This window comes from Aeromonas salmonicida subsp. salmonicida (genome assembly GCF_001643305.1).
Lineage (GTDB): Bacteria > Pseudomonadota > Gammaproteobacteria > Enterobacterales > Aeromonadaceae > Aeromonas > Aeromonas salmonicida.
The window spans coordinates 85687-109113 of the sequence record NZ_LSGW01000068.1 but is presented as its reverse complement, the minus strand read 5'-3'; the positions used below and the strand labels follow the sequence as shown (position 1 = coordinate 109113).

The 23427-nt window shown below is 60.6% G+C and carries 19 protein-coding genes and 1 pseudogene; 12 read left to right on the top strand and 8 right to left on the bottom strand.

The genetic code is table 11. The features are described 5' to 3' along the window. Positions 1-597: 597 nt before the first annotated feature. Genes AXW79_RS11550 through AXW79_RS11540 form a run of 3 tightly spaced genes read left to right on the top strand, consistent with a single transcriptional unit; the run spans position 598 to position 2524 of the window. Positions 598-1347, top strand: coding sequence for an energy transducer TonB (locus AXW79_RS11550; RefSeq protein ID WP_005315328.1), 750 nt, complete (start codon positions 598-600; stop codon positions 1345-1347). A 2-nt stretch (positions 1348-1349) separates the two neighbouring features. Next, positions 1350-2102, top strand: coding sequence for a MotA/TolQ/ExbB proton channel family protein (locus AXW79_RS11545; RefSeq protein WP_005315317.1), 753 nt, complete (start codon positions 1350-1352; stop codon positions 2100-2102). Next, complete coding sequence (locus AXW79_RS11540; RefSeq protein ID WP_005315311.1) at positions 2102-2524, top strand: ExbD/TolR family protein; 423 nt, start codon at positions 2102-2104, stop codon at positions 2522-2524. Before AXW79_RS11545 ends, AXW79_RS11540 begins: the two co-directional genes overlap by 1 nt. A 284-nt stretch (positions 2525-2808) precedes the next feature. On the opposite strand, the gene AXW79_RS11535 is transcribed toward AXW79_RS11540, so the two are convergent. Then, positions 2809-3360, bottom strand: a complete 552-nt coding sequence (locus AXW79_RS11535; protein WP_005315310.1) for a cytochrome b — start codon at positions 3358-3360, stop codon at positions 2809-2811. A gap of 315 nt (positions 3361-3675) precedes the next feature. Between AXW79_RS11535 and xseA the strand changes: the two genes are divergently transcribed. Next, positions 3676-5046: an exodeoxyribonuclease VII large subunit gene (xseA, locus tag AXW79_RS11530; RefSeq protein ID WP_005315309.1), complete on the top strand. Its 1371-nt coding sequence runs from the start codon at positions 3676-3678 to the stop codon at positions 5044-5046. 64 nt (positions 5047-5110) lie between these two features. Here xseA and hutW read toward each other — a convergent pair whose 3' ends face one another. Beyond that, on the bottom strand, positions 5111-6478 hold the full coding sequence (hutW, locus tag AXW79_RS11525) for a heme anaerobic degradation radical SAM methyltransferase ChuW/HutW (RefSeq protein WP_005315308.1): 1368 nt from the start codon (positions 6476-6478) through the stop codon (positions 5111-5113). 262 nt (positions 6479-6740) lie between these two features. Between hutW and AXW79_RS11520 the strand changes: the two are divergent. Continuing rightward, positions 6741-8333: pseudogene (locus AXW79_RS11520) on the top strand (methyl-accepting chemotaxis protein). A gap of 93 nt (positions 8334-8426) precedes the next feature. Here AXW79_RS11520 and aroG read toward each other — a convergent pair. The 5 genes from aroG to AXW79_RS11495 form a co-directional block, all read right to left on the bottom strand. Then, complete coding sequence (gene aroG, locus AXW79_RS11515) at positions 8427-9482, bottom strand: 3-deoxy-7-phosphoheptulonate synthase AroG (RefSeq protein WP_005315306.1); 1056 nt, start codon at positions 9480-9482, stop codon at positions 8427-8429. Between the two features lie 228 nt (positions 9483-9710). Then, complete coding sequence (gene aroA / locus AXW79_RS11510; RefSeq protein ID WP_005315305.1) at positions 9711-10994, bottom strand: 3-phosphoshikimate 1-carboxyvinyltransferase; 1284 nt, start codon at positions 10992-10994, stop codon at positions 9711-9713. A gap of 170 nt (positions 10995-11164) precedes the next feature. Beyond that, a complete protein-coding gene (serC, locus tag AXW79_RS11505) occupies positions 11165-12253 on the bottom strand; it encodes a 3-phosphoserine/phosphohydroxythreonine transaminase (protein WP_005315304.1) in 1089 nt (362 codons plus the stop codon). Between the two features lie 224 nt (positions 12254-12477). Continuing rightward, positions 12478-13407, bottom strand: coding sequence for an electron transfer flavoprotein subunit alpha/FixB family protein (locus tag AXW79_RS11500; RefSeq protein ID WP_005315303.1), 930 nt, complete (start codon positions 13405-13407; stop codon positions 12478-12480). A 94-nt stretch (positions 13408-13501) separates the two neighbouring features. Continuing rightward, on the bottom strand, positions 13502-14254 hold the full coding sequence (locus AXW79_RS11495; protein WP_005315299.1) for an electron transfer flavoprotein subunit beta/FixA family protein: 753 nt from the start codon (positions 14252-14254) through the stop codon (positions 13502-13504). Positions 14255-14380: 126 nt separating this feature from the next. Between AXW79_RS11495 and AXW79_RS11490 the strand changes: the two genes are divergently transcribed. The 4 genes from AXW79_RS11490 to AXW79_RS11480 all read left to right on the top strand — a co-directional run bounded on the left by AXW79_RS11490 (position 14381) and on the right by AXW79_RS11480 (position 18046). Next, on the top strand, positions 14381-16030 hold the full coding sequence (locus AXW79_RS11490) for an electron transfer flavoprotein-ubiquinone oxidoreductase (RefSeq protein ID WP_005315298.1): 1650 nt from the start codon (positions 14381-14383) through the stop codon (positions 16028-16030). 12 nt (positions 16031-16042) lie between these two features. Next, entirely contained in the window at positions 16043-16135 is a 93-nt protein-coding gene (locus tag AXW79_RS24155) for a 4Fe-4S dicluster domain-containing protein (protein ID WP_100766231.1), read from the top strand. A gap of 350 nt (positions 16136-16485) precedes the next feature. Continuing rightward, a complete protein-coding gene (gene corA, locus AXW79_RS11485; protein WP_005315297.1) occupies positions 16486-17433 on the top strand; it encodes a magnesium/cobalt transporter CorA in 948 nt (315 codons plus the stop codon). 151 nt (positions 17434-17584) lie between these two features. After that, on the top strand, positions 17585-18046 hold the full coding sequence (locus AXW79_RS11480; RefSeq protein ID WP_005315296.1) for a DUF2919 domain-containing protein: 462 nt from the start codon (positions 17585-17587) through the stop codon (positions 18044-18046). 15 nt (positions 18047-18061) lie between these two features. Here the strand turns inward: AXW79_RS11480 and AXW79_RS11475 are convergent, their stop codons facing one another. Beyond that, a complete protein-coding gene (locus tag AXW79_RS11475) occupies positions 18062-18814 on the bottom strand; it encodes a hypothetical protein (RefSeq protein ID WP_042468070.1) in 753 nt (250 codons plus the stop codon). Positions 18815-19070: 256 nt separating this feature from the next. Between AXW79_RS11475 and AXW79_RS11470 the strand changes: the two genes are divergently transcribed. The 3 genes from AXW79_RS11470 to AXW79_RS11460 all read left to right on the top strand — a co-directional run bounded on the left by AXW79_RS11470 (position 19071) and on the right by AXW79_RS11460 (position 23427). After that, the gene (locus AXW79_RS11470) at positions 19071-20309 is read left to right on the top strand and encodes a siderophore amonabactin export MFS transporter (protein WP_005315294.1); all 1239 of its coding nucleotides are present in this window, start codon (positions 19071-19073) and stop codon (positions 20307-20309) included. A gap of 57 nt (positions 20310-20366) precedes the next feature. Then, entirely contained in the window at positions 20367-22340 is a 1974-nt protein-coding gene (locus AXW79_RS11465; RefSeq protein WP_005315289.1) for a siderophore amonabactin TonB-dependent receptor, read from the top strand. A 70-nt stretch (positions 22341-22410) separates the two neighbouring features. Next, entirely contained in the window at positions 22411-23427 is a 1017-nt protein-coding gene (locus tag AXW79_RS11460; protein WP_005315288.1) for an amonabactin ABC transporter permease subunit 2, read from the top strand.

Genomic DNA, 23427 nt, shown 5'->3' with positions numbered 1-23427 from the left:
CTGCTGTTTTATGCAAAAAGCGCCCAACGACTTTTTCTTGCCAACGGCTGCACCCCTTTCCCCACTCCCGTCCCTCAACGGCATCCCTCCCCTCGCAAACCGGAGCATGAGCCGACAACACAAGATCCTCGTCGCCCATACCTGAATACGATTGTGAATATATTGATCAATATCCATTTAAAATAATGACCATCACCTGTCGCTATCTATCACTGGGCCCTCATTGATTATCTTTGACAAGATAGACAACAAAATAAACGCTATTTTTGATGTTCAAAAAGCCATCAAATAAACAAATCTAAAAATCCTCACCAGAATATTTAAGCGCCTTGAATTGCTCATGAAAAATAGAACTAAAAATAGAGGGGTTTAATTAATTTTATAATTTCACCTGACCCCTCTCGCGTCTTTTCATTCCAGCATTCGCTCTGAACAGGCCCCCTGATCGACGCTGAAACGTGCACCATATGATTAAAACGCGATTGATAATAGTTATTGTTTGAGGTGCTGAATATGGGGCATGCTGCCGCCATTGGAGCCTGCTTTCATGGCTTAACGCACACTTTTGAGTATCAATATCCGGAGGATAGAGAAGTGATGGAGGCTTGTAATCCGAGGCCAGCGCTGACCACTGACAACCCTGGTTCGGTCCGCCTGTGTTGCCTTGCCATCACTGTCGTCTTGCACCTGGCTGTGTTGTGGCTGATATATGAAAACCGCCCCGCAGCCATCACGCCCCCCCTACCGCTGACCCTGTCTGCCCGCTGGGTCGGCGATGCCAGCGTCAATGACTCACCGGCCAAAGCGGCAGCGGCGGCAATCCCAACTCAAGCTGTCGTTAAAAAACCTGTACCCGCCCAAAAGCAGGCAGTTCAAAAACCGGCCAGCAAGCCCATTCCCAAACAGGTACCCAGACCACCAACCCCCAAGGCCACTCAGGTGGCCAGGGCCGAACCGGTCGCGGCGCCCTCGGCCTCCGCCACGCCGGTGGCTGCCAATGCCCCACAAGGCGACAGTGGCAGTGCGCCGGTCAAGTCCCGGCAGAGCGGCAGCGGGGCTGGCAGCAGCGCCCCCATCGCCCGTGATGCACGGCTGAACAACCCTGAGCCACCCTATCCCTATGAATCCAGAAGACGTGGCGAGGAGGGACACGTCATTCTGAATGTACTGGTGGCGGCTGATGGCACAGCCTCCTCGGTGGACGTAGACAAGGGCAGCGGTTATCGGCGGCTGGATATGACGGCACGCCGGACAGTCAGTCGCTGGCGCTTTATTCCCGCCAAACAGAACAATGCGGCCGTCGAGGCCTGGGCAAAGGTCACCATCATTTTTAAATTAAGGGCTTGAATATGGATCCGGAAATTGCAAACAACGGGATGGGCGTCGCCCATCTGCTCAGTCAAAATACCGGCGTGGGGCTGCTGCCATTCATTTTGCTGGTATTGATGTCCCTCGGCACCTGTTATTACACCCTGCTGAAAATAGTGCTGGGTCAGCGCGAGCGCCGCCTCAACGCACAATTCGTGACCCGCTTCTGGCAGCACGAAAGCGTGCAGGATATGGAGCGCCAGCTGGCCCATCTCACGCCGCAGGAGGCCTATGGGCGTGTGACCAGCACGGCGCTGGCGACGGTGGCGCAACTGAACCGGGCTGGGGAGCGGACAGTGTCGCTCAAGCTGGGTTCACCGGATGAGTTTTTGCTGCGAGCACTGCGCCAGGCCATTACCCATGAGCGGGTACGGCTGGAACGGGGCCTTGCCTTCCTCGCATCGGTAGGTTCGGCGGCCCCTTTTATCGGGCTGTTCGGTACCGTCTGGGGTATCTATCATGCACTGCTGGCCATAGGTGCGGCAGGCCAGAGCAGCCTGGACAAGGTGGCAGGCCCCGTGGGTGAAGCCCTGATCATGACGGGATTTGGCCTCGCCGTCGCCCTGCCGGCTGTGCTTGTCTACAACTTCTTTGTGCGGCGCAACCGCCTGAAATTGGCAGCGCTTGAGGCCTTTGCCTACGACCTGTTTGCCCTGCTGGTGACGGGATTTGAACAGAGCACCTCCAACGTGACCCAGCTGGCCGAGCGGGAAACCGGCAAGGGGCGCAGATAATGGCATTTGGCAAATTGTCGGACGACGGGGACGATCAGCCCCTCTCCGAGATCAACATGATCCCCATGATCGACGTCATGCTGGTGCTGCTCATCGTCTTCATGATCACGGCCCCCTTGCTCACCAATGCGATCAAGCTCGAGCTGCCCGAAGCCAGCAGTCAGATCAATCAGCCGGAGAAGGAGGATATCGCCATCTCCATTGATGAGACCGGCAAACTCTACTGGAACGACAAGGAGGTCGATGAGGCCGCCTTGCTCGCCCAAATGGAGACTGCCGGCAAGGCCGAGGGGGAGCTGCCCGAGATCCAGCTGCGCATCGACAAGCGGGTCGAGTACGGCATCATAGCCAGGGTGATGGCGCAGGCGTCACAGCATGGATTGCACAAGATTGCCTTTGTCAGTCAGCCTGACGGCAAGTAAGGGGACAGAGGAGGGTCATGTCAGAAGCAGGGGCCAGATAACGGCTCCTGCCGCGCGCCAGGTTAAGACAGCGGCCATCGTCTTATCCCGGCGCAGCCAGGACAGACAACAGGTATTCCATTGACCCCATATACCCTATCCAGTACGGCGACAGGTCGTGAGCCGCGGGTCTTTACCATCCCCCCATCTCAACAACACCCAGCCAGTAACAACTGCCCTTGCCCCTTTGCCGCGGCACAACCGACCACTTGATATTTCCCTCGACCCAACCCCCATAGAACCGGTTATTTCCGGCCAAGCATTCGCAGCAAGGTAAGGTCTTTATCCAACAGGTGATGTTTTAACGCCCCGACAATATGAGCCAGCAACATGGCCAGCATGATATAGGGCAAATAAACATGGACGGTATGGGCAATATCCCGAATGGATTCACTGTATGGAATGACATTGGCAGGATCATTGATATCTGGATTCATCGGGATAATAAACCAGCCAAACAGGGCAACGCCACGCCCGGCCGCGCCGGAATAGCAGAGACCTGAAACCGGAATAAGCAGGGTCGAAACAAGCAATCCCCAATGGATCGCCTTGGCAGCCAATGCCTCGTAAGCGGGATATTGGCGAACTGGCGTCGGCCACCCTTTGCCAAAACGGATAATGGCGCGTGGCAGGATCAATACCAGTGCAATGACCCCCAGAGATTTATGCAGGGCGTAGAGATCCCATATTTCAAATTTCACCATCAGATAACCCAGCAGGGTCAAGCCAATCATCAGCAAGGCGACCGACCAGTGCAGCAAACGGGTCGTCAAACTTAACGGGATCGAGGAATTCATGAGCTACTCCAAACAGGGTTGTTGATCACACGCAGCCACAGCCGGTGGTGTCGCAGATATCAGTGGCATCGAGACGATACCGCAAGATGTACAGCTGCTGCGGTCGCAGGCAATCTTGCCGGAAAACATGCTACTCGCCCCCATGGCCAAGCGCGTTTCCAATCTTGCTCTTCTGCCGCTTGCTCCTGACAGATGCCCCCTCTCTTTGCAAAGACATGTCACCATTGCCATCCTTCGCTCCCGCCCCCCGTTTCGGGTTAAGATAGCGGCCATCGTTTTATCCCGGCGCAGCCGGAGCAGACCAGAGGTGCGCCATTGAACCGATATACCCCATCCAGTGCGGCGAACGGCCGCGAGCAGCAGGTCTTTACCGTCACCCGCCTCAACAGCGCCGTACGCATGATCCTGGAGCAGGATCTGGGGCTGGTGTGGCTGACGGGGGAGCTCTCCAATCTGGCGATGCCAAGCTCGGGCCACTGGTACTTCTCGCTAAAAGATCTGGGCGCCCAGGTGCGCTGCGCCATGTTCAAGGGCAACAACCGGCGGGTGGCGTTTCGTCCGCAGGATGGCATGCAGGTGCTGGTGCAGGCCCGAGTCTCCCTCTATGAGCCCCGCGGCGACTATCAGCTGATCATCGAGTCGATGCAACCCGCTGGCGACGGCGTGCTGGCCCTGCGCTTTGAAGAGCTCAAGCGCCGGCTAGGGGCAGAAGGATTGTTTGACGAGGGCCGCAAACGGCCGCTACCTCGCGAACCGCGCGCCGTGGGGCTGGTTACCTCCGCCACCGGCGCCGCCCTGCACGACATGCTGACCGTGCTCAAGCGCCGCGCGCCGGATCTCCCCGTCTTCATCTACCCGACCCAGGTGCAGGGCAGCGCGGCCATCGGCCAGATAGTGGCGGCCATTGCCCTGGCCAACCGCCGCGCCGAGGTGGATGTGCTGATCGTCGGTCGCGGCGGCGGCTCCCTTGAAGATCTCTGGTGCTTCAACGAAGAGGTGGTAGCGCGTGCCATCGCCAACTCTGCCATTCCGGTGATCAGCGCTGTGGGCCACGAGGTGGATGTCACCATCAGCGACTTTGCCGCTGATCTTCGCGCCCCCACACCATCGGCTGCCGCCGAACTGGTGGCACCGGATCAAAGCGCTCGCGCCCAGCGCCTCGCCCACCTCTGGCAGCGACTGGTGCAGGCGATGAATCGCCACCAAACCGCCGCCCGCCACGGCTTTGTGCTGCTGCAAAAGCGGCTCGACCATCAGGATCCCAAACGCCGACTGGAGCAGCAATCCCAACGTCTCGACGAGCTCTCCGCCCGCTTGCAGCAACTGCTGAACCAGCGGCTGCATCAGGGGGAGCGGCGCCTCGCCAACCTCGAACTTCGCCTGCAGGCCAAAAGCCCGGAGCGGCTGCTGGCAATCGGTCGTCGTCGCCACCAACTGGCGCAAGAGCGGCTGTATGCATTGATCACCAAGCGCCAGGATCAGGCCAGCCATCGCCTCGCCATGCTGACTGCCCGCCTCGACGGCGTAAGCCCGCTCGCCACCCTGGGGCGCGGTTACTCCATCACTCGCACCCAGAGCGGCGACGTGATCAACCGCGCCGCTCAGGTGAACGCCGGGCAAACCCTGGTCACCACGCTGGCGGAAGGGCACTTGCAGGTACGGGTAGAAGAAGTGCACAACCGATGACTAAAAACAGGGGCACTGAAAAGTGCCCCTGTTTTATCTCCCCCCTCTTTTTGACGCCAGCCTGTTACACCAGCGAGTGACGCACGGCTTCAGTCGAATGAACGGCGCTCTGCACACCACCCAGCGGGTTGAGCTGCAAGAACTCGAACAAGCCCGCCTGCAGATTGACGTTCCAGAAACGCCCCGCCAGGGTCAACACAAGCTTGTCCTCTGTCAGCGCTACCAGCCCGTGCAACTGCCAAGCCTGAAAGAGCGGCAGCAGATGGGCCCTCAGCGGCACGGGCAGGCGATCCAGCGTCAACCTGCCGCTGTCGAGGGCACCGCGCAGCAGGCCGTCCATGGGAGCATTGGGGTTCTGCCCCATCACCATGCCAGGCGCTCGCACACCGCCAGCCAGCGCCTCGTGCCAGAGGGCAAGATCCCGGCCATACATGAGGCCATGGCCATGCACGCTACCTCCGGCCCCCGCCCCGAAGGGAAGGATCTCGGCGCCGCGCTTGGCCATCTGGTTGTAGCGGCTCTGCTCGGCATCGTCGCGCCGCCAGTGGCTGCAGGAGAGCCGCTGCCAGCCGCCCTGCTCCAGTGTCTGGGCACCGTAGGCGTACATGGCGGCCCTCTGCTGACCATCGGCCGCCCAGCCCAGCTTGCCGCTCGCCTCGGCCCGCTCCAGGTTGGTACCTGCCATGGGGATGAGCTGATAGAGATCCACGCCGTGTACCCCGCTTGCCATCACATCCGCAATATCCTGGCGCCATACCTCGTCATCCTGACCCGGCAGGCCGAAGATGAGATCCGCCACTATTACGGCCGCATCATCTTGGGTCAGCTCGCCGAGACGAGCCAGCAGGGTCTGCCTGTCATCGAAGCGGGCAGCCTGCTGGCGCACCCGGGTGTCAAAACTCTGTACCCCGAACGAGAAGCGGTTGAAGCCCCCCGCCAGCGCTGTCTGCCACTTGGCATCATCAAAACCGTTGAGGCGCCCTTCCAGGGTCACCTCGGCATCTAGGGTCAGTGGAAAGCGTTGAATCGCCCTGGCCAGCCTCGCCAGATCCTCGAGTGCCATGTCGGTCGGCGTGCCGCCTCCCACATAGACAGCCGAAAAGGGTCTGCTTTGGGCCAAGGGAGTATCCGCTGCCCGGTTCAGGCTATCGCACAAGGCGGCCATATAGCGGCTCATTCGCGCCGGATTGGCGCCATTTTCGAAGAAATTGCAGAAGCTGCAGCGCTTTCGGCAAAACGGAACATGGATGTAAAGCGCACGCTCATCGGCCTGGCTCCCTTGCTGCCACCAGGCTTGCCAGCCTGCATCGTCGAGGGAAAAGGGGCGAATGCCGCCCCGGCTGGCGTGGGCAGAGGTTTTGGCGCTGAAGGCAAACTTGAGAGGATCCGGCGTAGAGAGTCCGGTCATGGTCGGGGTCAGGTGTAATGTCATCGCTGGCTGGTTACCGCATGGAAATAATGCAAATGATAACCACTATCAATTAATACCAAGTTTGTGCTGGATCAAACCAATCTCATCCAACTCACCCTTGCTACCCACTATTAACCTCTATCATGGATCCAGTTAACAGATAATTTACTCAAGATGAGGTAGGGTGTGCCGATAGAGAACCATCTCCCCCTCCCTGACGAGCGAGCGTGGGGAGAGTCGCCCACCATTGACGATCGCCCACCTGCGCATGGACCAGCTAACTATGCAAAATCTGTCACTGAACTGGAAAATTTTTCTCCCTCTCACCCTGGTCATCGGCTGTACCTTCGCCCTCAGTTTCGAACTCTCAGCCTGATGGCGAGATCTCGCCATCAGGCTGGCCGGTGAAAAAGTCGACAGTGCTGCCAACACCTATATGGATCAACTCAACGTTCTCATGATGACTGGCGGCATGGCCAACCGACAAATTGTGCAGACCAAACTCAAGAGCGAGGCCGGGATAGTCGAGGCTCGTCTGATCCGCGCCCCCGCCGTGAGCGATCTGTTCGGACCCGGCCACCCGGATCAGAAGGTGCAGGACAACCTGGATGAAAGAGCCATAGTTCAGGGAGAGACCATCATCGAGCAGCAGGGCAACCAGCTCACCCTGATCAAACCCTTCAAGGCTTTCAAAGAGTATCGCGGCACCCAATGCACCACCTGCCATCAGGTACCGGAAGGCACCGTCATGGGGGCAGTGCGGATCAGTTACGATCTCAGCCACACCTTTGGCGAGATCCGCCATAACAACCTGATCCTGAGCGGCAGCCTGGTGGTGGTGTTCGGGCTCGGTTTCGGGCTGCTGGCCTGGGTGCTGCAACACTACATCAAGCGACCTGTGCGCCACCTGCAACTGACCATGACCCGCATGGCCAAGGAGCGGGATCTCTCCCTCCCCCTGCTCAATCCGAGCCAGGATGAGCTGGGCCAGATGACCCGCGCCGTCAGTGACATGGTGCAAGGTTTTCGCCACAGCCTGCAGGAGGTGGAGCACGCGACTCAGCAGCTCTATCAGGAGTCAAACCAGATCCGCCAGGTCGCCACCCAGACCGAAGGCTCGGCCCGCCAGCAGGAGGGCATGACGACCCAGGTCGCCGCCGCCGTCAGCGAATTGGCCGCCAGCTCCCACGAGGTACGCGAGCATGCCCGCCACAGTGCCGAGCTCTCCGCCCTCACCAACCAGGATGCCGCCAACACCAGCCGCCTCGCCCAGCACTCCATCACCGACATGGGGGAGATGTCAGCCGAAATTGAGCGGGTCGACCGGGTGATCCAGCAGCTCGACAGCCGCTGCCTGGCCGTCGACGGTGTGCTGGAAGTGATCAAGGGCATAGCGGATCAGACCAACTTGCTGGCGCTGAATGCCGCCATTGAGGCTGCTCGCGCTGGTGAACAGGGACGCGGTTTTGCGGTGGTCGCCGACGAAGTGCGGGCCCTGTCCAACCGCAGTCGCGCCGCCAGCGAAGAGATCTCCCAGATGATTGCCGCGCGGCAAAAAGAGGCACAGAGCGCCGTTGAGGTGATCGGGGATGCAAAATCCAAGGCAGATGAAAGCATTCACAAGACGGAAGCCACCCTGGCCGCCATGCAGAACATCATTGGCCGCATCGCCAGCATCAACGACCTCAATGCCCAGATGGCGCAATCTGCCGAGGAGCAGGACAGGGTTTGCAGCGAAGTGGACAGCTCGGTGAGCGACATTCGCAACACCTCCAACGACACCCTGGGTCAGGCCCACGCCGCCAATCTCGCCAGTATCCAGCTGGTAGAACAGTGCAAGAAGCTGGATCAGTTGCTCAAGACGTACCGCTGGTAAGACACAGCTGTACTCAGCAAAAGCGCGACCATGAGGTCGCGCTTTTTAGTTTCTTGCTGTTTGCCTGCGGGGCCAGCCGCGGGCGGGCACAGATCAGCCTGCGTTGCGGGTAGCCACCGCATCCGCCAGATTGCGCAGCAGGACTTCGGTATCGGCCCAGCCGATGCAGGCATCCGTGATGCTCTGACCGACGGTGAGCTCGCACCCTTCCACCAGATCCTGACGGCCTTCCACCAGGTGGCTCTCCACCATGACGCCAAATACCGCCTTGCTGCCGGCACGCAGCTGACCGGCCACATCTTCGGCCACCAGCATCTGGTTCTTGAACTGCTTGCTGCTGTTGGCGTGGCTGAAGTCGATCATCACCTTTTGCGGCAGACCGGCCTTGTCCAACCCCTTCACTACCTCGTCAACATGGGCGGCGCTGTAGTTCGGCTCGCGGCCACCGCGCAGAATGATGTGGCAATCCGGGTTGCCCCGGGTGGCGACGATGGCGGAGTGGCCATACTTGGTGACCGACAGGAAGTGGTGCGGCGCGCTGGCGGCACCGATGGCATCGATGGCCACCTTGATGGTGCCATCCGTGCCGTTCTTGAAGCCCACCGGGCAAGAAAGACCGGAGGCCAGCTCACGGTGCACCTGGGATTCGGTAGTACGGGCACCGATGGCGCCCCAGCTCATCAGATCCGCCACGTATTGCGGGGTGATCATGTCGAGGAATTCGGAGGCGGTCGGCAGCCCCATGTCATTGAGATCCAGCAGCAGCTTGCGACCGATGCGCAGGCCGTCGTTGATCTTGCAGGTGTTGTCGAGGTAAGGGTCGTTGATCAGCCCCTTCCAGCCCACTGTGGTGCGGGGCTTCTCGAAGTAGACTCGCATCACGATTTCCAGCTGGCCCTTGAGCTCGTCACGCAAGGTCTTGAGACGCTTGCCATATTCCAGCGCGGCCACGGGGTCGTGGATGGAGCAGGGACCTATCACCACCAGCAGGCGCTGATCTTCACCGGCCAGGATCTGATGAATGGCCTGGCGGGATTCGAATACGGTATTTGATGCGGTCTCGGTGGCCGGAAACTTCTCGAGCACCGCAACCGGGGGTAATAACTCTTTGATTTCACTGATACGAACGTCGTCGGTTTGATGCTGCATGACAAGGCTTCCTGCTAGATGACTGCGATAAAGAAACTTCAATCTAGCCCGCAGCAGAGACGGTGTAAATAGAAAATTACATTACCTCACCAGGAATTTTCTGATCGTGTCTTGCAAGTTTGGATATTACTGCTAGCGATCTGGAATGAGTGGGTTGAACAGAGCAATAACGGGGCAGACAAGCGGGGCAGATATGAAAAGGCCCGCACCAAGGCGGGCCCGACAGGGTCAAACGGCCTGGCTGACGCTGGCCAATTTATCGAAGTAGTCCGGGAAGGTCTTGGAAGTACAACCCGGATCATTGATGGTGACGGCGATATCGGACAGCGCCACCAGCGAGAAGCACATGGCGATGCGGTGATCGTTGTAGGTGTCGATCTCGGCGTGCTTGAGCTGGGTCGGCGGCGTCACGGTAATGAAGTCGTGCCCCTCTTCCACCTCCACACCCAGCTTGCGCAGCTCGGTGGCCATGGCGTGCAGACGATCCGTCTCCTTCACCCGCCAGTTGTAGATGTTGCGAATGGAGGTGGGCCCCTCGGCAAACAGTGCCGCGACCGCTATGGTCATGGCCGCATCCGGAATATGGTTCATGTCCATGTCGACGCCGTGCAGCGGGCCTTGCTCTGCCTCGATGAAGTCGTCACCCCAGGTGATGCGGGCGCCCATCCTCTCCAGCACGTCGGCGAAGTGGATATCGCCCTGAATACTGTGCTTGCCGATGCCGGTCACCCGCACCTTGCCCTTGATGGCACCTGCCGCGAGGAAGTAAGAAGCGCTGGAGGCGTCCCCTTCCACCAGGAAGTCACCCGGGCTGACATAGCTCTGGTTGCCCTTGATGTAGAACAGCTTGTAGTTGTCGTGCTCGATGACCACCCCGAACTGTTTCATGATGTGCAACGTGATGTCGATGTAGGGCTTGGAGACCAGCTCACCCTTGATGTGGATACGGGTATCACCGGCCGCCATGGGCGCCGCCATCAAAAACGCCGTCAGGAACTGGCTGGAGACGGACCCATCGACGTGTACGTCACCGCCCCAGAGACCCTTGGCATCCACCACCAGCGGCGGGTAGCCATCTTTTTTCAGGTACTGGATATGGGCGCCCGCTTCACGCAAGGCATCCACCAGATGGCCGATGGGACGCTCTTCCATCCTGGGTTCACCGCCCAGCATGTATTCACCGGATCCCAGACACAGGGCCGCACAGAGGGGACGCATGGCAGTACCGGCATTGCCGAGGAACAGGTTGACCGGTGCCGATACCGCAAAGCTGCGACCCAGACCGTGCACTGTGCACTCTGTCTTGTCGGCGGAAAGCTTGTACTTGACCCCGAGCTGGGTCAGCGCCGCCAGCATATGACGAATATCATCGCTGTCGAGCAGATTGGTCAGCCGGGTGGTGCCACGGGCAAGGGCCGCCAGCAACAAAGCCCGATTGGATACGCTCTTGGAGCCGGGCAGATTGACCTCACCGGCCACACGAGAAATGGGTTCCAAACGCAACGAATTCATAGACTTCCTGTACTATCTCAATTAAATCACCTGACCGGACGTTAGCAGCCCGCGCCTTGCTCGGCAAGACCGCTCGTGGCACAAAAGCGGGCCAGACTCGCGGCCGATCAGGATCCACTGAAAAAACAGACGCCGGGGACTCCCCGGCGCCTGCAATTGGGGAAAACGCCTCAGCCGTGGCGCTTGGCAAAGCCATCCATAAAGCTCACCAGGGCCTTGACCCCTTCCAGTGGCATGGCGTTATAGAGGCTGGCGCGCATGCCACCGACGATACGGTGCCCTTTCAGTGCCAACAGACCGGCGGCTTCGGACTCGGCCAGGAACTGCTTGTCCAGGGCGTCATTTTTCAGCTGGAAAGGTATGTTCATGCGGGAACGGCAGCTGACATCCACCTTGTTGCCGTAGAAGCTGGAGTCGTCGAGGTAGCCGTAGAGGAAATCGGCCTTCGCCTTGTTGCGCGCGGCCATCGCCTCGAGCCCACCCTGTTCTTTCAGCCACTCGAACACCAGACCGGCCAGATACCAGGCATAGGTGGGCGGGGTATTGAACATGGAGTCGTTCTTGGCAGTGAGCTGGTAGTCAAAAATCGAGGGCACGTCGGCTCTCGCCTGGTTCAGCAGATCGTCACGTACGATGGCGATGGCCAGCCCTGACGGGCCTATGTTCTTCTGGGCTCCGGCGTAGATGACCCCAAAACGGCTCACATCCATGGGACGGGAGAGGATGGTGGAGGAGAGATCGGCGACCAGGGGCACATCGCCGGTGGCAGGGATGTCGAACATCTCTATGCCATCAATGGTTTCGTTCGGGCAGTAGTGCACATAGGCTGCATCGGCGCGAAACGCCGGACTCTGCAGCAAATGGGAGATCCCCTGCTCGTTCTTGGCAACCCCTTGTACCGTCTGGATATCACCATACTTGCGGGCTTCATCCACTGCACTCTGGGACCAGACACCGGTCAGCAGGAAGTCAGCCTTCTTGTTGGCCCCGCCCAGCAGATTCATGGGCACGGCGGAGAACTGGCCGCGACCACCACCGTGCATGAAGAGCACCTTGTAGTTGTCCGGCACCGCCAGCAAGTCGCGCAGATCGGCTTCGGCCTTCTCGGCGACCGCCATATAAGGCTTGCCGCGATGGGACAGCTCCATGACCGAGGCTCCCAGCCCCTGAAAATTACAAAATTCGCGCTGGGCGCGCTCCATGACTTCAACCGGCAACATGGCTGGGCCGGCGCAGAAGTTGTAAATCTGTTTGCTCATGACGCTTTCCGTGAGTGGATGAGAGTAATCGATGACTTGTCTGGTTTTACACAAGAGCCGCCCCGGGATCAAAGGCTTTTTGGGAGCTGGCTCAAGCTTTTGTCACCCGGGTCAAGTCGGGCTGCCATCGAAAAAGCCCTGAACGGGTCAGGGCTTGCGGGGAATGTGCATGGAAATGGGGCTTTGCACGCATCCAAAGCAGCAAACCCCCATTGCAGACAAGATCAGAGTTTGGCGGTGAGCTCGGGCAGCAGGGTGAACAGATCCCCCACCAGACCGTAGTCTGCCACCTGGAAAATGGGGGCCTCGCTGTCCTTGTTGATGGCCACTATCACCTTCGACTCCTTCATGCCCGCCAGATGCTGGATGGCCCCCGAGATGCCGACTGCGATATAGAGCTCGGGAGCGACCACCTTGCCGGTCTGACCCACCTGCAGATCGTTGGCCACAAAACCGGCGTCAACGGCGGCGCGCGAGGCCCCCACCGCCCCGCCCAGCTTGTCGGCCAGCGCTTCAATGAGGGCAAACTGCGCCTTGGAGCCAAGGGCCCGTCCGCCGGAGACCACGACCCGCGCTGCCGCGAGTTCCGGCCTGACGGACAACACGGCGCGGCGCTCGACCAGACGGGTACGACATGCCACATCGGCCACCGGCAGCCGCTCAACCGCAGCCTGCCCAGTCCCGAACTCGGCTTTGGCAAAGGCGGTCGGCCTGATGGTCAGCACCTTGATGGGCGCCGAGCTCGCTACCCTGGCAATGGCGTTGCCCGCATAGATGGGGCGCAGGAAGGTATCGCCACTCTCTATGCCGATCACCTCGGAGAGCATCTCCATCCCGAGCCGTGCCGCCACCCTGGGCAACATATCCTTGCCCTGGGTACTCGCCGCCATCAGGCAGTGCTGATAGTCCCGTGCAATATCAGACAGCAGGGGATCGACGCCGTCGTTCAACCCTTCCGCCAACATGGGATGCTCGGCCAGCAGCACCCTGTCCACTCCTTGCAGGCTGGCACCCTGCTCGCCCGCCTCGGTCAGTCCCTGGCCCAGCAGCAACAGATGCACCTCGCCGCCGAGCTGGCCCGCTGCCGTGACCAGTTGGGCCACATTGTCGGCAAGCTTGCCCTGATGATGTTCAGCAATAACCAGTACGCTCATGGCTGCACCTTATCGTTAGCGACTCTTTTCACCGCGCCAGCCCTTATCCCAGCCAGGGGGCGACACCCAATATGTTCCATCATGACCAGAGTGCTCATGGCAGCACCTTGGCTTCGTTCCTGAGTTTATCCAGCAACTCGTCCACAGAGCCGACCTTGATGCCTGCACTGCGCACGGCTGGCGCCATCACACCGAGCAGCCGGGTGTGGCCGGCAGGTTCGACGCCAAGGGTCGCGAAGGGGGCACTCTCGAGTGGCTTGCGCTTGGCTTTCATGATGTTGGGAAGCGAGGCAAAGCGGGGCTCGTTCAGGCGCAGATCCACCGTCACCACGGCAGGCAACGGCATGCCGAGGGTCTCCAGGCCGCCGTCGATTTCGCGGGTCACCTGCAACTCCTCCTCCACCAGCTTGATGGCAGAGGCGAAGGTGGCCAGCGGCCAGTCGGTGAGGGCCGAGAGCATCTGGCCCACCTGGTTGTTGTCAGAATCGATGGACTGCTTGCCGAGCAGCACCAGTGATGGCTGCTCCTGCTCACACACCTTTTTCAGGGCGCGAGCAACCGTCAGCGGAGTGAGCGTCTCATCGGTCACATAGTGAAGGGCCCGATCCGCCCCCAGCGCCAGGGCATGGCGCAACTGCTCGGCGGCCGCCTCAGGTCCGAAGGTCACCACCACCAGCTCGTTTGCGATGCCGGCTTCCCGTAGCCGAACACCTTCCTCTACCGCAATTTCACAAAACGGGTTGATCCCCATCTTCACATTGGCGAGCTCCACGTTGGAGCCGTCTCCCTTCACCCGGATCTTGACGTTGTAGTCGACTACCCGTTTGATCGCGACCAGCAGCTTCATGACGCGCATCCCTCGCTTTTCTTGAGTGAATCCATTGACGAACCCTCGCATTTTTTTGCTTACAATTGCTTTACGTTTACGTAAACTACCAGCACTACCCTAGGCCAAGTCGAGCGCAGAGGCAAGATGGAACGCGAAGCAATGGAATTTGATGTCGTCATCGTCGGTGGCGGCCCAGCAGGACTCAGTGCAGCCATCGCCCTGAAGCAGCACAATGCCGATCTCTCGGTCTGCGTGCTGGAAAAAGGAGCGGAAATCGGCGCCCATCTGCTCTCTGGCGCCCTGTTCGATCCCGTCGCCCTCAAGGAGCTGTTGCCGGACAGCTGGCAGCAGGCGCCCCTTGGCATCCCCGTCAACGATGACCAGGTTCATCTGTTGCAAAACGAGCGTCGCGCCCTGCAACTGCCCCACTGGGCCGTGCCGCCGCGCATGCACAATGATGGCAGCCATATTCTGAGCCTGGGCAACCTCTGCCGCTGGCTCGGTCAACAGGCCGAGCAGCTGGGAGTCGAAATATACCCGGGTTTTACCGCAAGCGAGCTCATCATGGAAGCGGGACGGGTGCGGGGTGTGATCACCGGCGATCTCGGGCTGGACAGAGCGGGCAATCCCAAATCGGATCACGTGCCCGGCATGGCGCTCCATGGTCGCTATACCCTGTTTGCCGAAGGTGCTCGCGGCCATCTGGGCAAGCAGTTGATCGCCGAGTTCAATCTGGAAAACAGCGCCCAGCCGCAGCATTACGCCATCGGTTTCAAGGAGTTGTGGCAAGTCCCCCCTGGCCAGGCCAAACCGGGCCAGGTGCTGCACGGCAGCGGCTGGCCACTGGCCGGGCTGCGCACCGGCAAGAGCCAGGGCGGCTTCTACCTCTATCATATGGATGGCAATCAAGTGGCGGTCGGGCTGATTGTCGATCTCAACTACAGCAACCCCTGGCTCAGCCCGTTCGACGAGTTCCAGCGCCTCAAGCACCATCCCCTCATCGCACAGACTCTGCTGGGGGGCGAGCGCATCAGCTACGGTGCCCGCGCCATCACCAAGGGTGGCTGGCACTCCCTGCCCCGCATGCACTTCCCCGGCGGTCTCTTGATCGGCTGCGACGCCGGTACCCTGGATTTTTCCCGCATCAAGGGCATCCACACCGCCATGAAGTCGGGGATGCTGGCGGCGAAAACCGTCGCCATGACGCTGCGCGGCGGTGATGAGGGGGGCCGGGATCTGGCCGAGTATCAGGATGCGCTGCAACAAAGCTGGCTGGGGCAGGAGCTCAAAACCGCCCGCAACTTTGGGGCGGCCCTGCATCGTTGGGGCCGCTGGCTCGGCGGCGCCTTCAACTGGCTGGAGCAGCGGGGTGCCTCCTTCCCTCTGCTGGGCTCTATCACCCTGTTGGACAAGGAGCCTGACTACCGTCAGCTGCGCATGGCCAGCCGTTGTCAGCCCATCGGCTATCCCAAACCGGACGGCAAACTCAGCTTTGACAAGCTCTCTTCTGTTTATCTCGCCAACACCAGCCACGATGAGGATCAGCCCTGCCACCTCAAGTTGCAGGACGCGAGTATCCCGGTGGCGGTCAACCTGCCCACCTGGGCCGAGCCCGCCCAGCGCTATTGCCCGGCCGGGGTGTTCGAGATAGTGGAAAGCGAGAGCCAGCCTTATTTGCAGATCAACGCGGCCAACTGCATTCACTGCAAGACCTGCGACATCAAGGATCCGAGCCAGAACATCATCTGGACACCACCGCAGGGAGGGTCCGGGCCCAACTATCCCAATATGTGATGAAGTGCAGCGATACCAAGAGGTGACATCAAAGATGCTCAGCCCCAGAACATCGTCTGGACGCCACCACAGGGAGGGGCAGGGCCCAATTATCCCAATATGTGACAGGTAGCTACCAGACCGTCTGGACACCACCGCAAGGAGGGTCAGGACCCAACTATCCCAATCGGTGATACCTGTCCCCTCGGGTGGGTACTTGGCACAATGCGGCAATGAACAGACAGTCACTTTTACGGCCGGATCCGCTGATCCGACCTCGATGTTTTTTTGAGCAAACAGGCTGAACCTAGGATGAATAGGCCCTGACAAGCGCTCCCCGCCCCTGTATAGTTCGCCGCATTCAGGTTTTCCATCGGCCCGTTTCGCTTATCCACGGGATCGCTTTCTACGCGATCTAAGGCCGCATGACCTGTGCAACCATCCCTGATGACCCACGACTTTTTAAGGGGGGACAGATGATCACCGCCTACATTCTCAATAACAAGGTACTGGACATAGTCACGCTCGGGCCTGACGACATACTGCCTGACAACACCGTCTGGCTGGATGCCTACAAGCCGGACACGGCGGAGCGAGAATGGTTGACCGGCCTGTTTCTGGAAGAGGTCCCCGACAAGGAAGAGCTGGACGACATCGAAGCATCCGCCCGCTTTTACTGGGATACCGATGGTCTGCACATTCACTCCCTGTTTCCCCAGCGGATCGGCCGTGACACCAAGGGTGTCCACGTCTCCTTTACCCTGCGCAACAATCTGCTGATCAGCATCCGCGAGGATGACATCGGCCTGGTGCGCCTGCTGCGCCACTACATGCGCCAGGACAGGCTGGAAGTGGAGGATGCCCTCGACATACTGCTGGAGGTGCAGAACCTCAAGGTGGAGTATCTCTCAGATCTCATCGAAGATGGTTACAAGACCCTGGAAAACACAGCCGATCAAATCTTCGAGCCGGATCAGATCAATCCCATGCTCAAGGAGTTGATGGCGCAGGAAGAGGCCAACGGCCAGATCCGTCTCTCCCTGCACGATACCCGCCGCGCCCTGCGCTTTCTCAAACGCAGCCTGCGCCAGCGCATGACGGGCGAGCAGAACAAGTGGATCGACGAGATGCTGCACGACGTGGAGTCCCTCTTGCCCCACACCCAGTTCCTGTTCGACAAGATCAACTTCCAGCTGGAGGCCTCCATGGGGGTCACCAATCTGGAGCAGAACAAGGTGATCAAGATCTTCTCGGTGGCCGCCGTGATCTTCCTGCCGCCCACCCTGATCGCCAGCATCTACGGCATGAACTTCGGTCGCATGCCGGAGCTCGCCTGGGAGTATGGCTATCCCATGTCGCTGGTGCTGATGGTGATGTCATCCCTCGGCACCGGCCTCTTCTTCAAGCGCAAAGGCTGGCTGTAAACGCCGCCAGAAAGTGCGATAAAAAGAGACGATGGATTGGGGGGCACTGGCCCCCCGATTAATTCGTGTCACCCGGCACGCCTTGCAAAGGGCGCCACTCTGCCCCATATCCTCTTCATCATTTGCACAACCCAGGCGATAACGGGCGACCATGACCCTCTACCCCGAACACAGATATGACGATCACGGCCAGTTGCGCCCTCCCCTCTGGTTTTGGCCCATCGCCCTCTTGCTGACCCGCTCGGTCTGGCTGTTTCTGATGGCCGGGGTCACCCGCGAGAGCGGCAGCGAGATCCTGACCCTCTTCTATCCGGACAAGATCAGCCTCTACATCAGCCTGCTGACCGACGTGCCCGCCATGCTGGCACTGCTCGCCTTCGGCGGCACCTATCAGCAGACTGACAGCGTGCGCGCCTGGCTCAGACGCCACAGCCGCGGCCTCTTGCTCTGCTCCACCGTCAGCGGCCTGGTGATGCAGCTGCACAGCCTCAACCTGCAGAAATGGTCGTTCAGCTGGCCCACCGCCCTGGTGCTGATCGGCAGCCTCTGGGCACTCTGGTATCTGCTGCGCAGCCGCCAGATCCGCGAATACGCGGCCGATCAATCTCACTGAGAAAATAGGGGTCACTCATTGCCGCGTGACCCGGATCTGCAGGGTCTGGCGATCGCTCTGAGTACCACTCCCCCCCTGCAACTGGGTACCCAGGCTGCTCCCTTGCTGCGCCGAGCTGGTGGATAACTCCCCTACCGTCAGCCACTGACCCGGGGCGCCGCTCACCTCGGTGGCATTCTGCCCCGTGGTGACGGTGCCCTGCTCCAGCCTGGCCTGCTCGCTGCTGAGCGCTATCTGCACCCTGTCCCCTATCAGGGTGGCGGTGGCGTAGAGACCGTTGATGAGCGGCATCAAGCCCACCACCTGACCACCGCGCCACTGATAGAAGGTGACCGGCTGGTAGGAGCCCATCTGCAGCAACACGGGCCGCCCCGACAGGCCGCGCACCTGCCAGCTGTCGTTCTGGCTGCGCTGGTATTGCCGGGCATTGCCCTCAAGCAGCCATTGCCGTTTGGCCGCATCACCACCGATACCCGCCTCTATCTGCTGACCGCTTGAGGCACCATCCACCCGCCATTCGACAAACAGGCTCTGGGGCGGCTGGTTGAGTTTGGCCAGGGTCGCTTCGGCCTCCTGCAACTGGGCCGCACTGCCGCTCAGCACCAGCTGGTTGCCCATGGCACTCACCCCGAGGTCCGGGTAGATCTCCTTGAGGGTCTGCACCATGGCCTCGGCCTCGAATACCGGGATCACCTTGACCTCGGCCCGCAGCGGCAGGCACCAGAACCCCCACAGCAACAAGATCCCGCTCCAACGCCACCTTTTCATCTCTCTCTCCTGTCCGGAAGCCCGGCTCACCGCTTCTGCCAGTCTGGCTATCACCATCATGATCCATCTGCCTCGCTTTTCAATGACTTTGCACCCCAGGGGCAATGGCGGCATGGGCCGGAGCGCCCCCCTTGGCAGCCTGCGAGCGGAAAGGACGGAGATAGATCAAATAACACAAATAAAAATGATTACCATTTGTTGTCACGTAAAAATCGCTCGGATACAATTCGGACTCATTTTTTCGAGCCCACTTCTGATGAAGCCAGCAAACGCCGTCACCACTACCCCTGCTGCCATCCATCTGGCGATGCTGATCAACATGCTCTCCATGGGCAGCATGATGATGGTGATGCCGCTCGGGCCGGATCTGGTCATCAGCCTCGGCATGCAACCGGAGCAAACCGGTTATTTCAGCGGCGGCGCCACCCTTGGCGCGGCCCTGATGGGCCTCATCGCAGCCCCCTGGCTCGATCGCGTCAACCGCAAACCCGCCCTGCTGGTGCTGCTGACCCTGCGCTTCTTGCTGCTGATGGCCTGCGCCCTGGTCCAGAACAGCCAGCAGCTGCTGATGCTGTTCATACTGTCCGGCTGCGTGGCCGGGCCTCTTTCCGCCATCCTGATGGCCGCCGTGCTGGACCTGGTTCCTCCGGCCGAGCGGGGCCGCCGCCTCGCCTATGTGGGAATGGCGTTCTCGCTGGCCGCCATCCTGATAGTGCCCATTGCCCTCATCCTGGCCCAGTGGCTCGGCTGGCAGAGCCCCTTCCTGCTGTTCGGTGCTGGCGGCCTGCTGCTGGCCCTGCTGTGCGCCCTGCTGCTGCCCTCCCTGCCGGTCACCCGTTCTCCCCAGGGTAGCGGACTGCGCCAGCTGCTGGGATCGCCGCTCTGCCAGGGCGCTCTGCTCATTCTCTGTTTGCAGATGTTCGGTCATTTCCTGCTGATCCCGCATTTTGCCAACTACTTCCAGTTCAACCTCGCCTTCCCCCGCGAGCAGATCGCCGCCCTCTACCTGTGTGGCGGCCTCGCCAGCATGGCAACCATGCGGCTGTGCGGTGGCTGGATCGATCAGGGCCGGGCGCTGGCCGCCATTCTGATCACCAGCCTGTTGCTGGCACTGATCACTCTGCTCGGCTTCGCCGCCCCCATTGGCGTGCCCGTCTATCTGTTGTTTACCCTCTTCATGGCGCTGAGCTCGGCACGCTCCAGCACCACGCTCGCCATCACGGCAGCCATTCCGGCCCCCCATCAGCGCGCCGCCTTCATGTCTTTTCAGGGCACGGTGACCAATGTGGCGGCAGGTCTCGGCAGCCTGATCTCGGCCAGGTATCTCTTCTCGGACAGCACTGGTGCCCTGCACGGCTTTGCAGGGCTTGCCTGGATCAATATTACCTGCAGCCTGCTGGCCTGTGGTGGCGTCTGGCTCCTGCTCAAGGGGCTGGCGCAGACAAGGAATAACAATAACCCCACGTCTGGTACGGCCAGACAGGGAAGTCAGTGAGCCACCGGCCCCAGAGCCGGACCCCATAACCTCTGTTTTATTCATGGAGTTTTGACTATGCAGTTGCAGCCTGGCGTATTTCGCTTGAACCCGATTTTGCTTTCCCTCGGTCTGTTTGCCCTGCCGGGCCTGGCCCAGGCCGAGTTGCCCAAAGCCAACGAGACCATGGTGGTCACCGCCACCCAGACCAAGCACACGGAACTGTCCGCTCCGGCCAGCGTCTCTGTGGTGACCCGCGCCGATCTGGACAAGATGAACGCCAACAACATAGGCGATGCCCTCAAGCATGTGCCGGGTGTCAACATCATAGGCACCAACCCCACGGGTCGCAGCGAGATCAAGATCCGCGGTATGGGCGGCGACTACACACTGCTGCTGATCAACGGCAAACGGGTCAACGCCCGCGAGACCCTGGGCAGCTCCTTTGGCAATGACTTCGACTTGAGCTCCATCCCCATGGCGGCCATAGAGCGCATCGAAGTGATCCGTGGTCCCGTCTCCTCTCTGTACGGTGCCGACGCCCTCGGCGGCGTGGTCAACGTGATCCTGCGCCAGGCCAAGGAGAAGACGGAAGCGGCCTTCGGCTACACCCACTCCATGCCCACCAAGGGCGACGGGGGCGATGCCAACCAGGGCAGCGCCTTTGTCTCCGGTGCCCTCATCGACAACAAGCTGCTGGGCAGCGTGGTGGTCGAAGGCTACCAGCGTGACCGCTGGCACAGCGATCAGTCCAACAACCTGGATGCCGATGCGCTGGAAAAACGGGAAGTGGTCAATGTGCTCTCCAGCCTGAAGTGGCTGGTCAGTGACAACCAGGATATCGATTTCGATCTGGGCTACAACCAGAACGACATGGACAGCTACTTCAACAACGTGCCCCGTGCCCCGACCGCACCGGCCACCCCGCACAACGTGCAAAAACTCGATCGTCTGAGCCTGGGGCTGACCCACAACGGCCGTTGGGAGCACTTCGACAGCCGCGCCCGCTACTACTTCGAGCAGACGGATCTGATGGATGACTCCCAGCTCAATGGCGGCGCCGCCGATGTCACCCAGACCAACCACACGGTCGATGGCCAGCTGAGCGGCTATCTGGGGAATCACCTGCTGACCTCGGGTGCCGAGATGCGCAAGACCGAGCTGGAGCACAGCCGCAGCATCACCAACGGCAGCGTGGATGCCAGCCAGAGTGCCCTCTATCTGCAGGACGAATTCAGCCTGGGGGATCTGGCGTTGACCCTCTCCGGCCGCCTCGACCACCATGAAACCTATGGCAACGAATTCAGCCCGCGCGCCTATGCCCTCTACAAACTGACCGACGAGTGGGTGATCAAGGGTGGCGCCGGCAAGGCGTTCAAGGCACCGACCCTGGCCCAGTCCAGCGAAGGCTTCGCCACCACCGCCTGCCGTGGCGCCTGCAAGGTGGTCGGCAACCCGAACCTGAAACCGGAAACCGCCGTCAGCTATGAGCTGGGCACCGCCTACGAGAGTGAGCGTTTCGGCGCCGGTGTGACCGGCTTCCACAACGACATCGAAGATCTGATCCAGAGCGATCAGTGGGGCCCGGGCTACCGTCCGACCGTCATGACCTACCTCAACGTCAAGAAGGCACGGGTGAAAGGGCTGGAGCTGACCGGCTGGGTCGACGTACTGGACAACGTCAAGCTGACCGGCAACTGGAGCCTGCTGGATTCCCAAGACAAGAGCACGGGCGACGATCTGACCAAGACCCCGGACCACACCGGCAACCTCAGCCTGGATTGGCAAGCCACCGAGATCGTCAGTACCAACCTGGCCTGGCAATACGTGGGCAGCCAGTTCATCAAGGTGCCGATGCACAACTCCCAGGCGCTCAAGTCCAAGCACTATCAGACCCTGGACCTCAACACCAACTGGAAAGTCACGCCGGCGCTCGACTTCAAACTCGGCATCACCAACCTGACCAACACCCAGCGTGACCAGGTCGCCACCGACGCCGATTTCATTCTGGAAGGTCGCACCGTCTATGCCGGGGTGAATTACAAGCTGTAATCCCCCGTTCGGGAGCCCAAGCGGGCTCCCTTTTTCCGTTTTTATCGCCTCGACAATAAGGAGTATCCGGGTGCTCAGACACCAAACACAGCTGTTCTGGCTGGGAGTTGTTCTCCTGTTTATGCTGATCTGTCTGTCACTGGCCACCGGTGCCGGTGTCTATGGTGGCCGCGAGGTCGCCGGATTTCTGCTGGGCGATCCCGCCCTCATGGCCGACGAAAAGCTCGCCATGATCATTCATACCCTGCGTCTGCCCCGCACCCTGTGTGCCCTGGTGGTGGGCGTCTGTCTCGCGCTGGCGGCTTCCATGCTGCAAAGCGCCACCCGCAATCCGCTGGCCGAGCCCGGCCTGCTCGGCGTCAACGCCGGCGCCGTCTTCGCCCTGGTGATAGGGCTGACTTATTTCGGCGTCGAATCTGCTTACGGTTATCTGCTCTGGTCCGGCATGGGTGCCCTGCTTGGCAACCTCATAGTTCTGGGCCTCGGCCTGATGGTGGGTCGCTCCAATCCGCTCAAGCTCATCCTGGTGGGGGTCGCCCTCTCCGCCACCTTTGGCGGCCTCTCCAACTTCCTGCTGCTCTCCAACAAGGTGGTGCTGGAGCAGTTCCGCTTCTGGAACCTGGGGTCTCTGGCCGCCTCGGATCTCGACGCCGTGCTCACCGTGGTGCCCTTCGCCTTGGCCGGTCTGCTGCTGACCCTGGCCCTGTGCCGCCAGCTCACCCTGATGCAGATGGGAGATAACCAGGCCCAGGCCCTCGGCATACGGCCGACCCGGGTGAGGATCGGTGTGCTGCTGGCCGCCACCCTGTTTACCGCCTGTGCCATCGCCATCGCCGGCCCCATCGGCTTCGTCGGCTTTCTGGCCGCCTACTGCGCCCGTCTGGTGGAGCCGGTGCGCCTCGCCATCCAGGTGCGTTTCTCCGCCCTGTTTGGTGTGCTGTTCCTGCTGGGGGCCGACATACTGGCCCGCTGGCTGATCCAGCCGTTCGAGCTGCCCAACGGCGTGATCCTGGCGCTGATCGGCGCCCCCGTGCTCATCATGGTGGTGCGCAGCGGTGGCTTCCGCTCCCTGCTGGCCGTCAAATAA